A 13585-nucleotide genomic window follows, 5' to 3' on the forward strand; every position below is an offset into this window, starting at 1 on the left:
ATGAGGGCTACCGGCAGGTGAAGATTAACGGCGGTAATCGCGGTAGGGGCCATCAGCAACAGAGCGGCGCTCGACCAGCTTAGGGTGTACTTCAATCGTTTGTGGGTCTTCGCGTTTACTAACAATTCTGTCGAGCAACATGGCAAAAGCGGTTTCACCTAATCTCTCTTTTGGCTGATGAATAGTGGTTAGCGCCGGTGAGAAATACCGCGCATTGCGCACATTATCATAGCCGATCACCGAAATATCTTGTGGCACCCGCAGGCCCAATTCATCCGCCGCGCATATTGCCCCCATCGCCATAATATCGCCGCCACAGAATACGGCGGTCGGGCGGTGTTTTTGCGTCAGAATTTGGTGCATAGCTTTATAACCGGATTCTGGCTCAAAATCCCCCTGAACCACCCATTCGTCACGTAGCGGGATATTGGCCTCTTCCAGTGCTTTCAGGAAGCCCTGATGGCGACCACCACCGGTATTCCGTGATAACTGACCGGGAATAGCACCGATATCACGATGACCGCGCTCAATAAGATAACGGCCAGCTAAATAGCCGCCTTCGAATGCATTATCAATAATCGAGTCAGTAAAATCGCCACGGGCGGTACCCCAGTCCATCACCACCATTGGAATATTGCGATAATCTTCTAACATCCCCAGCAATTGTTCAGGGTATTCAGAACACATCACCAATAATCCATCGACACGCTTTTGCGCCAGCATGGATAGATAGGCTTTTTGTTTATCAAGATTATTATGAGAGTTACATAAAATCAGGGTGTAACCTTTGCTATAACAACTATTTTCAACCGCTTCGATCACCTCAGCAAAATAGGGTGCTTCACTGGATGTTGCCAACAAACCAATTGATTTAGTGTGATTAACTTTCAAGCTGCGGGCCACAGCACTGGGCGAATAATGCAGCTCTTTAATGGCCGCCCACACAGCGGCTTTGGTATTTTCGGCGACGAAACGAGTTTTATTGATAACGTGCGAAACGGTGGTGGTGGACACACCCGCGTGTTTGGCCACATCTTTAATCGTTGCCATAAAAAGAATGACTCCTAAGCTCACCTGTTACAGCAGGTAAGTATTATGTTAATCGTTTGCCTGTATGACTCGAACACCGCTCAGACAGAAACACGATAGTAGGCTGGTAAGTTGAATCAGCAGGCTGTCTGAGAGGTTTTATTGGACGTTATGAGTCGGCATACAGTTATGAACTGCGAATTTTGGCTGATCTGGAGGAAAAGTGAAAGCGTTAATCAATGTTATAAAGTGCGTAATGAGCACAAGATTTTTTTTCTTAACTGTGGGAAAATGATTTAACGCACTAATTGTGTGCCTTTACCTTACTATACTTGAAGTATGACGAGTATAAAGATTAACCGGCTGAGGAGTTTTTATGGATACCAATCTGAAAATGTCGCTGATTACGACTGTTGGTGCGCTGGCAATGATTATTGTTTTTAGCTTCGTGGCGGTAATGAATTAATTAAACCGCTTGCCGGTATGAAGCCATTAGTAGGGCGGTTAACCCGCCCTTAATTATTTCTACTGATAATAACCACGTGTGTATCTTTCTGTTTGCGCGGTATCAGGCTAAATTTTTCTCAACGAAAGACCAATTCACTAAAGCCCAGAAGTTCTCCAGATATTTTGGTCGCGCATTACGATAATCAATATAATAAGCGTGCTCCCATACATCCACCGTCAGCAGTGGTTTATCCGCAGTCGTCAGCGGTGTTGCCGCATTTGAGGTACTGACAATCGCCAGTGTGCCATCCGCTTTTTTGACCAGCCACGTCCAGCCTGCGCCAAAGTTTTTCACTGCCGCATCAGTAAACTGTGCTTTAAATTCAGCGAAAGAACCAAAGGATTGATTAATGGCATCGGCAACTTTGCCAGTAGGTTCGCCACCACCATTTGGTGATAAACAGTGCCAGTAAAAGGTGTGGTTCCAGACTTGGGCTGCATTATTAAAGACACCGCCACTGGAGGTTTTAATAATCTCTTCCAAGGATTTACCCGCAAACTCAGTATCCTTAATCAGATTATTGAGGTTGACCACATAAGTGTTGTGGTGCTTGCCGTAATGGTACTCCAGCGTTTCAGCAGAAATGTGCGGTTCCAGTGCATTTTGTGCATAAGGTAATGCCGGTAATTCAAAAGACATCGCTCTCTCCTTTCGGGGTTGCTCAGGGTGTTTGCTCCTCAAATCCGATCTTTCGCAGTCGCTAAAACAGGGTGAGGGGCGGTTAAAATCGTAATTGTTGTATTTTTGTTGTGGGTATTAATCTTAACAACTTTCAACAGAAATGACAGAGATAACCATATAGTTTGATGGGGTATTGCGTAAAAACCATTCACTGCTGTTATTCGATTAAGGGGAGTGATGATTGGGTTATTGGCACCCGATAGCGCTACCAGGTTCGATATTAGTGAATGGTTTTTATTAGCGAATAGATTCTGATTAGCGAATAGTTTTGGGTGTTACGACGCGGCGAGCGCCAACATAATGATCTTGCCAGTAGTCATTATCTAGCATGCTAATACGAATGTCTTCACCCGTACGCGGCGACTGAATAAATTTGCCGTTGCCTAAATAAACACCGACATGATCAGCAACACCACGATTAGCTATATTAAAGAAGACTAAATCCCCACTTTCTAATTCAGCGCGCTTAACCGGCGCAGCATCGCGTAAATGATACATTTCATTCGCTGTACGCGGCATTTTTATTCTGATGACATCTTTATAGGCGTAATAAATAAGCCCGCTGCAATCAAAACCTGTATTAGGGGAGGTACCGCCCCAGCGATAAGGTTTACCGACTTGCTTCATCAGTTTACTCATCGCAGTCTGTTTGGCGTGCTGGTAGCGCTTTTTATGTGCAGGGCTGAGCTTTATCTTATTATTTGCCGCTAATTCGGCATCCGCTTTACCTTGGGCTTTATTTCGGTGGCGGCCATAAGCGACTTTCTCTGTTTTACTCACCGCCGCTTTTTTATTGGCTGCGGTTTTAATCTGCGGTTTTTTAGTTGCGATTGTTTTACTCGGAATTGTTTTACTGCTGCTTGATTTTTTTCCGGTAGTTTTACTGACTTCCGGGGTTTTCTTCTTAATGGCTTTGCTGGCAGTAGCCGCTGTTTTCTTTTTATCGTTATTGGCGATTGTTTTATTTGTGACATTTTTACTGGCGGTTTTATTGCTGGTCACTTTGGCTTTTTTAGTTGTTTTATCGGCTTTACGTTTTTTACGGTCATCAGAGTTGGCCTGACTGATTTGGCCTTTCTTTTGCTCAGCCGAGACGTGAGCCTGCGGCGAAGCATGCGCAAGGTTTAGAAATAGCTGGGTAAACAGCAGCACAAACAGCGTAAAAATTAAACGCATAATAACGCTACCAACCTTGGCCCTGAAATGAATATGAAGAGTCACAGTATTGCTGAAACTCAGGATATAAAAAAGCAGAGAGCGACAGGATTTGAATCGATATTGTGAGAAAACATTAATGGCGTCGCAATCGTCGCTTTTTCACCCGGTAAATGGCCTTAAATTAACCATATGTCAACGGGTTAGCTGCCCGGTACTTCTGGTATCCCACGATGAAGATAATAATGAAGTCATGGGATCAAAAATGTTATTCTGAATGCACATATTTGTAGCTGACAATATAACCATTTGCTGACAGAGTAAAGCCCCTGCAAAAGATGGCGTTTTATTCCAGTAGTGACAGTCGCTACAATAGACAGGACGCAATAATAAAATAGCCCTAATGGTTAGGTTCTAAGTATTGTAGCCACGAAATGGCTTGAGGAAGCAAGAAATGACGACGATTGATAAAATTCAGCGCCAGATAGCAGAAAACCCAATCCTGCTTTATATGAAAGGCTCGCCTAAGCTGCCAAACTGCGGTTTCTCGGCTCAGGCGGTACAGGCGCTATCCGCGTGTGGCGAACGTTTTGCTTATGTTGATATTTTGCAAAATCCTGACATCCGTGCTGAGTTGCCAAAATATGCTAACTGGCCAACCTTCCCACAACTCTGGGTTGACGGCGAATTGGTCGGCGGTTGTGACATCCTGATGGAAATGTATCAGCGTGGCGAACTGCAACAACTGCTGAAAGAAACGGCAGATAAATACCGTACTGAAGAAGAAAAACCCGCAGCAGAGTAATATGCTGGCAGGTCAGTATAAAAAACAAAAGGTGGCTTGCTGGCCACCTTTTTTAATGGGTCAATTTCTATTTTTTGCTGGAACCCTATTGCTCGGATTCGCCCGCAGGTACCGGCCAGCCACCGAGTTTCTTCCAACGATTGACTAACTCACAGAATAATTTTGCCGTTTGCATTGTATCGTACAAAGCAGAGTGTGCCTGGCTGCTATCAAACGGAATACCTGCCGTCAGGCAAGCTTTTGCCAATACGGTTTGCCCCAGAACCAACCCACTGAGCGCTGCGGTATCGAAGGTGGCAAAGGGGTGGAACGGGTTGCGCTTCAAGCTAGCGCGTTCAGCCGCCGCCATCACAAAGCTGTGATCAAAGTGGGCATTATGCGCAACGATAATGGCGCGGTTGCAGCCTTTATCTTTCAATCCCTTACGAACGGCTTTGAAAATGGCGTGTAAAGCATCATGTTCACTGACCGCACCCCGTAATGGATTGGTGGGGTCTATCCCATTAAATGCCAGCGCTTCCGGTTGCAAATTGGCACCCTCGAACGGCTCTACATGAAAATGGAGCGTTTCATCAGGCAACAGCCAGCCATCCTTGTTCATTTGCAAGGTTACGGCGGCAATTTCGAGTAATGCGTCGGTTTGAGCATTAAAACCGGCGGTTTCCACATCAATTACTACGGGGTAATACCCACGAAAACGGCCACTCAGGGCGTTAAGGTCACTTTTATCTGCCATCAGTTTCTTATCTTCAACGAATTCAGCACGCATTATGTCAAATTTTGGCGTGGGATGCAGGGGGATATCGCGATGAGAAAAAAGGCACCTTGTTGGTGCCCTCTGGTTAATCAGTTTCCGAGGCCGTGTCCAGCGCTCTTATTCTCGATTAACTCGATTTTGTAACCGTCGGGATCTTCGACAAAAGCAATAATTGTATTACCGCCTTTTACCGGGCCAGCTTCGCGGGTCACTTTGCCCCCAGCATGACGAATTTGGTCGCAGGTGGCGGCAACATCATCCACACCCAGTGCCAGGTGACCAAATGCAGTCCCCATTTCGTAGCTATCTACACCCCAGTTATAAGTCAGCTCAATGACTGAGCCTTCACTCTCATCGCTATAGCCGACGAATGCCAGTGAGTATTTATACTCGGTATTTTCGCTAGTACGCAGCAAACACATTCCTAATACCTTGGTGTAGAAATCGATGGAACGCTGTAAGTCACCAACGCGGATCATGGTATGGAGTAAGCGCTTCATAATACCTCTTTATTATCAATAATTTAAAATTGAAAATTCATTGCAAATCAAAGCTAATTTATAATCATATAGTAATATCATTGCACTCACTACCCTATGACGGTCAGTTTATGTGGTGCAAATAAGAACGGCCAGGCATAGCCTGACCGTTATGAAACCAATAGATTGATAGATTACAAGGTCGGGTAGTCGGTATAGCCCTTAGCACCGCCGCCGTAGAAAGTTTCGCCGTCAGGTTCATTCAGTGGCGCATTTTGTTGCAACCGCTCAACCAGATCCGGGTTGGAAATATAGCTGCGGCCAAAGGCGACGGCATCAATAAATCCTTTCTCAATCAGGTTTTCAGCTTTTTCTGCAGTATAAGCACCGGCACCGACAATCACACCTTTGAAGCGGGCGCGCACAGCATCGCGGAATGCATCCGAATAAGGCTTGCCACCCGCCCAATCTGGCTCAGAAATGTGCAGAAACGCGATATTGCGTTTGTTTAATTCTTCAACCAGATACAGCGCCGCTTCTTCCTGATCTTCACCATTATCCAGACCATTGAACGGCCCCAGCGGTGAAATACGGATACCAATATGTTCAGCACCCCATTCAGCCGCAGTGGCATCAACCACTTCCAACGTCAGGCGAGTACGGTTTTCAATGCTACCACCGTATTGGTCGGTACGCTGGTTTGATGCCGGAGACATAAATTGATGCAATAAATAGCCGTGTGCCGCATGCAATTCGATATAGTCAAACCCAGCTTCACGAGCATTGGCTGTCGCCTGGCGGAAATCATTAATGATGCCTGGAATCTCTTCCGTTTCCAACGCGCGCGGGGTAGAGCAGGGAACACGAACCCAAGCCCCGGATTCATCACGGATCGTCGTGCGAGTGTCTGCAGCAATTGCTGAGGGCGCAACAGGGGCTTGTTGGCCCGGCTGTAAACTGCTGTGCGAAATACGACCGACATGCCATAACTGTACGGCAATATGTCCGCCGTCATCATGAACGGCTTGGGTGATTTTTTTCCATGCGTTTAACTGTTCTTGCGTGTGTAACCCCGGAGCCCCGGCATAACCTTTCGCCTGGAAAGAAATCTGTGTTGCTTCAGTGATAATCAAACCCGCACTGGCGCGTTGACGATAATACTCAGCCATCAATGGTGTTGGAATATCACCTGGCTCAATACTGCGCAAGCGCGTCAGCGGGGCCATAAATACACGGTTCGGCAAAGTGAGCGCGCCAACTTTCAAAGGGGAGAACAGTTTAGCAGTCTTCATGGTGCATCCTATATTAATAGACCAGTCGACTAGTGACTGGATAAATCCTGAAAATAAAAAATAGTAAACTCAGGATCATTGGATTATTGGGCTGGTTGTAAAATCAGTTCGATACTTTCTAGCGCACAGGTCAGCGGCGTAACGGAGCGTTTCACCTTGGCTCGCAGTGACGCGCCGAGCCATAAGGCATAGAGCGTTTCTGCGGTCGCAGCAGGGGACAGCATGATACGCAAAGAGCCTTCTTCAATACCGGCTTCGATGGCATCTTGCAAACGACCAATCACGCGAGCAGTACCGATATCTAGCGCGTGGCGCATAGGTTCGGATAAATCACTCACTTCGGCTGATAGTTTAACCGCCAGACAAGCATTGTGGCATTCACTGCCACAATAGTTAGCAATCGCTTGAGCAAAATAGTGCAGTAAATGGTGGCGTTTATCACCTTGTGAACCCGTCAATAGGTTTTCCATTTCAGCATCATAGCGATCAAAATAGCGCTGTAGCATCGCCTCACCAAACACTTCCTTTGAGCGGAAGTAGTGATAAAACGACCCTTTCGGGATACCCGCAGTGGTAAGTAACTGACTGAGACCCATACCATTAAAGCCGAGGCGCAGGCTGAGGCTCTCACCGATGGCTAACAGATGTTCACGGGTGTCCACATGTGTATGCTGTATTTTGTTCATGGTTAAAAGCCTAATAGACCGATCGGTCTAGGTCAAGAGAAAAATGCCAACGGCGGGGGCGCTGGCATCAAGATAGTTATCTATCGGCTATTTTTTGGCTCAATGGGTTGGCTAACCTGGCTCCGGCATTTCTGTAGTAAATCCATTCCAGGCTGATATTCAGTAGTTTGAATATTCATCATCCCCAGGAGGGTGTGGAAGAGATTGTCTTGTGAAACTTCATCGTGTTGGGCGCTATCTGATAAACACTGGCGATTAATGCCATAGTTTTTTGTATATTCAGGAGATAACCACATCAATAAAGGTATGTGTGTTTGCTGGCTGGGGGCGAACATATAGGGCGTTCCGTGTAAATACAGGCCATTCTCACCCAATGACTCGCCGTGGTCAGAGAGATAGACCAGCGCGGTATTAAATTTATCATGATGTTGTTGCAGCAATTTAACCGTACTGTCTAGCATCGCATCAGTATAAAGAATGGAATTGTCGTAGGTATTCACCAACTCCTGGGAGGTACAATCCTGAATTTGGTTGCTATCACAGGTTGGCGAAAACTGACGGATCTCGGGTGTTGAGCGGCGGTAATAGGCTGGGCCATGACTGCCCATTTGGTGCAGTACAATCACGCTATCGTCTTGTATTCCATTGATATAATTATCTAACTTGTAGAGCAATGCGTTATCCAAACAGACACCATTCTCACAATCGGTAGTGAGTTGTAACTGGGTGACGTCTTGATGGGGAATGCGGTCGCAAGCACCTTTACAGCCGCCGTCATTTTCGCGCCACAACAAATTTAACCCGGCGCGAGCCAGAATATCCATCAAGCCCTGCTGGTGGCTGGCCAGTGTGGCATCATAATTTTTACGTGACATATTGGAGAACATGCAGGGTACCGAAACCGCAGTTTCAGTCCCGCATGACGATGCGTTTTTGAAATAGATAACACCTTGTTTTTGCAAGCGTGGATTAGTTTCTCGGCCATAGCCGCCCAAGGAAAAACTCTCTGCTCTGGCAGTTTCACCCACCACTAAAATGACCAAGGTTTTCTTTTGTTGCCCGCTAATTAAAGGGCCTTTATGGGCATCTTCGCCTATTGTCACTAGCGCCATATTACTGGCGAAATACTTATGTTTGGCGAACTGGACACTGCCGCTGACAAAATTACTCGGTGTGAGCATCTTAACGATGCTTTTATTATTACGGATAAGCGAGGCGTAATCTTTATAAAACAGTGTTGCGACAAGCATGATAATGACGGTTGATAGCAGGATATTGGCAGCTCGCAGCCCCAGCATATACCACCAAGGGCGCGTTGCGTTGATGCGCACCAAGCAGACAAGAGTGGCGGGGAAGATACCTAACATTAGCAGCCACAAAGCCATGCGCGGTGTGAAAAGGGCGGTAGCTTCTTGCGCATTGGTTTCAAAAGCATTTTGCAGCATATTGGCGTCGATAACGGCACCATAACTGAACATAAAATAGTTGCTGACGGCCCCTCCGAGCAGAAACAGAATAATAATGGGCTTGCGTAACACGGGTACGGCCAACAGGCTGAAAATAATATTAAGAGCGCAGAAAATGACCACCGGTATAGTGGCGGCAAAGAAATAACTGTCACTGCTGTCAAAGTGAATGAGCGACCAGGCTTTATCAATAAACAGCGCATTCTGGAAGAGAGTAAAAAACAGAGCATTGGCTAAAATAAAAACCAAATCGTTACACTGTAACTTATATCGAGCATTCATTGTGAAAATAAGACCCTACAGTTTACTAATTGACAGAATGCTACTGAATAAAACTTAAGATAACCTTAGTCATCAGGGTGCCTTGTGAGGAATGATGAATAATAAGACTTGTCACCCGCCGTGAAGCAGTCTTCAATTAAAGTATACCTCTTGTACTTGGGGCCGCAGGGGTGTTAGCTGCAACCTCAAGTTCTTCAGGTATGTCAGCAGCAGGAGGCGATTTGGCTCAGCAACTTGAGTTTTTTGACATCCCCAGCCCGTGCCGCGGTATCTGCCAAACAGATGACCGTGGCTTTTGTCGTGGGTGTATGCGTAGCCGGGATGAGCGCTTTCATTGGATAAAAATGAGTGACCCGCAAAAGCGAGATGTCCTGCGGTTGTGTCGTCAACGGCTGTTGCGTTTGCAGCGGGCTAACAAACAACAGGATGATCCCTTACCAGAACAACCTTCATTATTCTGATGCGTCATTATTTTGCCTTAGTGTTTAGCGATTATGGCGGTTTCGTTGATCAGCCCCAATTCATTGCCCTGGGAGGATTTAACCTTTCTGCGGGTTGTGTATGCTTATGGGCAGATAAATAAATGAGGTAGCTAATAATGGATACACGTAGTCAACTGGCTCCGATCGGGCCTGAATTTTCTCGCATGATTTGCGGTTATTGGCGGCTGATGGAATGGGACATGACTCCGGCGCAATTGTTGACTTTTATCGAGCAACATATTGAGTTGGGTATCACAACTGCGGATCATGCTGATATTTACGGCGGTTATCAATGCGAACAGGCATTCGGGCAAGCATTACGTCTTAAACCCTCCCTACGCAGCCAACTGGAGTTAGTCAGTAAATGTGGCATTGCCACCACAGCTAAGCCAGAGCATGCCTTGGGACATTATATTACTGACCGCTCTCATATCATTGAAAGTGCAGAACAATCTTTGACGCATCTGCATACAGACTACCTTGATTTGTTGCTAATTCATCGCCCAGATCCATTGATGGATGCAGACGAAGTGGCTGAGGCATTCACTCAGTTACACCAAAGCGGCAAAGTAAAACATTTTGGCGTTTCAAACTTTTCGCCTGCGCAATTCAGTTTACTGCAATCACGGCTGCCATTCTCATTGGTCACGAATCAGGTAGAGATTTCACCGCTGCATCAGCCCGCGATTGTGGATGGGACACTTGATGCTTGCCAACAGTTGCGTATTAAGCCCATGGCATGGTCTTGTTTGGGCGGTGGCCGCCTGTTTAGTGACCCTGAGTTCCAAACATTGCGTAATGAATTACAGACAGTAGCGGACGAAATCGGCGCTGAAAGTATTGAACAAGTGGTTTATGCCTGGGTGCTACGTTTGCCTTCGGCGCCATTACCAATTATTGGTTCTGGTAAGATAGCGCGGGTTAAATCCGCATGGGCGTCACTCTCTCTCACAATGACACGCCAGCAATGGTTCCGTATTCGCCGTGCTGCGCTGGGCTATGACGTGCCTTAAGTGAGTTCTCTGCGCCAGCGAGCTTCAGGCTGGCGCAACTTTATCTTTCTCATCAGCACTATTTTCCTCGCCAGCACTATTTTCCTCACCCGGCACTGCCAACTGAAGTTGAGTCAGCGAGCAATACAATCGCCAGATAAGCCCGGCCAACTCTCGGCCAGAGGCATCCGGATATTGTCCTAGAATTGCACTCATGCGCTGTAATTCCTGCAACGTGGCTTGCAGTGAACTGGGCTGAACACCTTTTTCGGTCATGCAGCCTTTCAGACAGTGAATACACACATCCCGCACCGCGGATAAAGGGGCTGAAGTGGTTTGCCAATCACGCAACTGCCACACCACATGGCTGCAATTGAGCAGCACCATGCCCCAGCGGAGCAGCCACAAGCGCGCCGGTTGATCTTTGCTGAGATTGAGTTGATTAATGCGGTGATATATCAGTGATTCAAACTGACTCTGGCTTTGTTGCGGATGGCTGCTGAGCTGGTCGATAAAATCACGCCGTAACATACGAATAATTCGCCGACTTTTGCGTTTATCGGAGCTAGGGCGCAGTAGCTGAAATGCCACTCCCGCCAGCATAACGCCAACTAATTTCCCAATGTTATCATTCAGAAATTCTTGATAATCATAGCTGGGTGGGTTGGTCACACTCAAGAATGACCCCATAAAAACAATCAATTGCCCCCACAGAGCGGCATAAGGCGGATGCTGAAGCTTCATCATTTGCATGGTGATTAAAATCGGAAATAGCAGCACGGCAAATTGCCAAAAATCATCAATTTGTATCATTACGCCAAATTTCAGAATAAAGCAGCTAATAGAGAGCAAAACAATGGCTTTCAGTAGCGTGGCAATACTTTCTGTCGGTGAGGGAGTGGCGGAGTAGAGCACGCAACTCACCGCCGCCAATGCCAGCGCGGCACTGCCTGAGCTCCACTGAGTATGTATCCAGAATGCACAGCCGATAACAATGCAAACAAAGGTTCTCAGACCATTATAAGCGGCCTCATAAGTATCAGTATGGCGCGCCAATGAGGTCACTGGCGGCGGTAACACCATGCCGATTTCAGGTTCTTTATCCAGTTGCGCCAGCCAGCGATTCACCTGCAAATAAAGCCAACAAAAATGCCGCAATCTTAACCAAAAAGCCCGATGGCGATAATCAAACTCATCATGAGGAGCAATTTGTTGCAGGATCTTGGCTATCTGGTATTTATCACAGCCCGGTTGCTGCAAGGCCGCTAGCAATTGCGCGAGCACGGCTGGCAGATTCTCTGGCGGCGATGGCCAGTTAACTAGCATGCGGCGCAAACTGGTAATCACGCTGGTGATGCGTAGCTGGCGATGCAGAATAAAATTCAATACATTATTTTGCCGCCGTAAGCGGTAATGGCTCCAAAAAGCCTGAATACGCAGCAGATTCATGGTGAGGATCTGCCCAATGACTCCCTCATGTGAAGTGCGAATTTGTGGCGTTTGTTCGGTTTGCCACAATAATTCTGCGTGTTCCAGCAAGCGCGATTGCATACGGCGCAATGATGTCAGCAGTGCTTCGCCGTCTGAAGTGCTGGGGAGCAGCATCATCATCAGACCGCCGCAGAGAATGCCGGTAATCACCTCACAGACTCGGGCCTGGGCGATATCAAAGATTTGTTGTGTGTCAGTGGTATTGACGGTAGAGAAAGCGATGATCGCGGTGGTGTAGCCGGCTAAAGCAAAAGCATAGGAAACGTTATTTTGATAGTGATTTGAGACAAATGTGCACAGGCCAATCCAAGTGGCAATGACAAAAGTAAACAGCCAGGGGTCATTTAGGCAATGGCCGGCAATTATCAATGATGCCGCAGCACCAATCAGGCTGCCAATAACTCGCCCGATACTCTTGCTGATGACGCCCCCGATGGTCGGGAAACTGACCACCGCTGCGGAGGTCATCGCCCAGTATGGCTCATCTAAATTCAGCGTAAACGCAATCCATAGGGATAAACACATAGCCAGCGAATTACGCAGTGCGTAACGCCACTGACCCGCATTAGCCTTGCCCCAAGGCGTTTGTTGCCATGAGGGGAGAGTGAGGCGCATGGTTTAATCCACCAGCGAAATGGTGCAGGTGGTGCCAGCAATCAATGTGACATCAGCCGGGACATCCAACAATTTAATCCTCACCGGAACTCGCTGTGCCAGACGCACCCAGGGCACATTCGGTTTCACATCCACTAATAAATTACCGCCAGTATCGACACTTTGGTCATAAATGGCGCGCCCAATACTTTCCACCACTCCCTGTAAAGGAATGTTTCCATTATACAAAACAATATTAGCTTTATTACCTTCTCTAATGTGTCTGAGCTTAGTTTCTTCGAAATAGCCCATCACATAGAATGAATCAGTATCGATTAGCGCGACTAATGGCGTACCGGTAGTGGCATAGTCACCTACGCGGGTTTGCAAGTTGGTGATGTACCCGTTGGTTGGGGCATAAATGTTAGTTTTGCTAAGGTTCCACTTCGCTTGCTCGAGGCTTGCCAACGCGCCTTGATAGGCCGCTTTCATGCTGTCCGCTGTTAGGTTGGCGATATCAAGATCTTCACCTGAAATGATGTTTTTGGGTAAGTTTCGGCGACGTTCGGCCTCATGATTGGCTTTAGCTAATTCAGCCTGAGCACGCACTACGGCCGCTTGAGCATTATCCAGAGCCAATTGGTAGGGTTGTGGGTCAATCACAAATAATAAGCTACCCGAGCTTACCAACTGGTTATCATGAACTAATATTTTAACCAATCGACCAGAGACTTCTGGTGTGATACTGACTAATTCTGCCCGGACTTTACCATCGCGAGTCCAGGGTGATTGCATATAATAATTCCACATCCACCAACCGGCACAGAGTGCGAGGGCGAACACGATGACTGAAGAGAAATATTTAAGTGACGGATGATTCATATCA

At 47.0% G+C, this 13585-nt stretch carries 14 protein-coding genes; 4 read left to right on the forward strand and 10 right to left on the reverse strand.

What is annotated here, in order from left to right:
- Positions 1-24: 24 nt before the first annotated feature.
- A complete protein-coding gene (gene purR, locus OVO64_RS03090) occupies positions 25-1050 on the reverse strand; it encodes an HTH-type transcriptional repressor PurR (protein ID WP_038632650.1) in 1026 nt (341 codons plus the stop codon).
- A gap of 355 nt (positions 1051-1405) precedes the next feature.
- Here purR and OVO64_RS03095 point away from each other — a divergent pair, with 355 nt between their 5' ends.
- Positions 1406-1495 (forward strand): YnhF family membrane protein, encoded by a 90-nt coding sequence (locus OVO64_RS03095; RefSeq protein ID WP_019079325.1) that lies wholly within the window; start codon positions 1406-1408, stop codon positions 1493-1495.
- A gap of 102 nt (positions 1496-1597) precedes the next feature.
- Here the strand turns inward: OVO64_RS03095 and sodB are convergent, their stop codons facing one another.
- Positions 1598-2176, reverse strand: coding sequence for a superoxide dismutase [Fe] (sodB, locus tag OVO64_RS03100; RefSeq protein WP_038632652.1), 579 nt, complete (start codon positions 2174-2176; stop codon positions 1598-1600).
- Positions 2177-2473: 297 nt separating this feature from the next.
- The gene (locus tag OVO64_RS03105) at positions 2474-3394 is read right to left on the reverse strand and encodes a C40 family peptidase (RefSeq protein WP_038632654.1); all 921 of its coding nucleotides are present in this window, start codon (positions 3392-3394) and stop codon (positions 2474-2476) included.
- A gap of 433 nt (positions 3395-3827) precedes the next feature.
- On the opposite strand from OVO64_RS03105, the gene OVO64_RS03110 reads away from it, so the two are divergent.
- Entirely contained in the window at positions 3828-4178 is a 351-nt protein-coding gene (locus tag OVO64_RS03110; RefSeq protein WP_004390185.1) for a Grx4 family monothiol glutaredoxin, read from the forward strand.
- A gap of 85 nt (positions 4179-4263) precedes the next feature.
- On the opposite strand, the gene rnt is transcribed toward OVO64_RS03110, so the two are convergent.
- From rnt to eptA, 5 genes are all read right to left on the reverse strand, one after another.
- Positions 4264-4914, reverse strand: a complete 651-nt coding sequence (rnt, locus tag OVO64_RS03115) for a ribonuclease T (RefSeq protein WP_072089114.1) — start codon at positions 4912-4914, stop codon at positions 4264-4266.
- A 110-nt stretch (positions 4915-5024) separates the two neighbouring features.
- A complete protein-coding gene (gene gloA, locus OVO64_RS03120; RefSeq protein ID WP_072089097.1) occupies positions 5025-5435 on the reverse strand; it encodes a lactoylglutathione lyase in 411 nt (136 codons plus the stop codon).
- A gap of 173 nt (positions 5436-5608) precedes the next feature.
- On the reverse strand, positions 5609-6706 hold the full coding sequence (locus OVO64_RS03125) for an alkene reductase (RefSeq protein ID WP_145540595.1): 1098 nt from the start codon (positions 6704-6706) through the stop codon (positions 5609-5611).
- Between the two features lie 83 nt (positions 6707-6789).
- Entirely contained in the window at positions 6790-7392 is a 603-nt protein-coding gene (locus OVO64_RS03130) for a TetR/AcrR family transcriptional regulator (protein WP_267248614.1), read from the reverse strand.
- A gap of 80 nt (positions 7393-7472) precedes the next feature.
- Positions 7473-9140, reverse strand: a complete 1668-nt coding sequence (gene eptA, locus OVO64_RS03135; RefSeq protein WP_267248615.1) for a phosphoethanolamine transferase EptA — start codon at positions 9138-9140, stop codon at positions 7473-7475.
- A gap of 221 nt (positions 9141-9361) precedes the next feature.
- On the opposite strand from eptA, the gene OVO64_RS03140 reads away from it, so the two are divergent.
- Positions 9362-9601: a DUF1289 domain-containing protein gene (locus OVO64_RS03140; protein WP_038639486.1), complete on the forward strand. Its 240-nt coding sequence runs from the start codon at positions 9362-9364 to the stop codon at positions 9599-9601.
- A 137-nt stretch (positions 9602-9738) separates the two neighbouring features.
- The gene (locus tag OVO64_RS03145; RefSeq protein WP_038632665.1) at positions 9739-10635 is read left to right on the forward strand and encodes an aldo/keto reductase; all 897 of its coding nucleotides are present in this window, start codon (positions 9739-9741) and stop codon (positions 10633-10635) included.
- A 24-nt stretch (positions 10636-10659) separates the two neighbouring features.
- Here OVO64_RS03145 and OVO64_RS03150 read toward each other — a convergent pair whose 3' ends face one another.
- Both OVO64_RS03150 and OVO64_RS03155 read right to left on the reverse strand, forming a co-directional pair.
- Positions 10660-12720, reverse strand: coding sequence for an FUSC family protein (locus OVO64_RS03150; RefSeq protein ID WP_267248616.1), 2061 nt, complete (start codon positions 12718-12720; stop codon positions 10660-10662).
- Between the two features lie 3 nt (positions 12721-12723).
- A complete protein-coding gene (locus OVO64_RS03155; RefSeq protein ID WP_038632670.1) occupies positions 12724-13581 on the reverse strand; it encodes an HlyD family secretion protein in 858 nt (285 codons plus the stop codon).
- Positions 13582-13585: the final 4 nt, after the last annotated feature.

It is taken from the genome of Yersinia sp. Marseille-Q5920 (assembly GCF_946902935.1).
Lineage (GTDB): Bacteria > Pseudomonadota > Gammaproteobacteria > Enterobacterales > Enterobacteriaceae > Yersinia > Yersinia rochesterensis.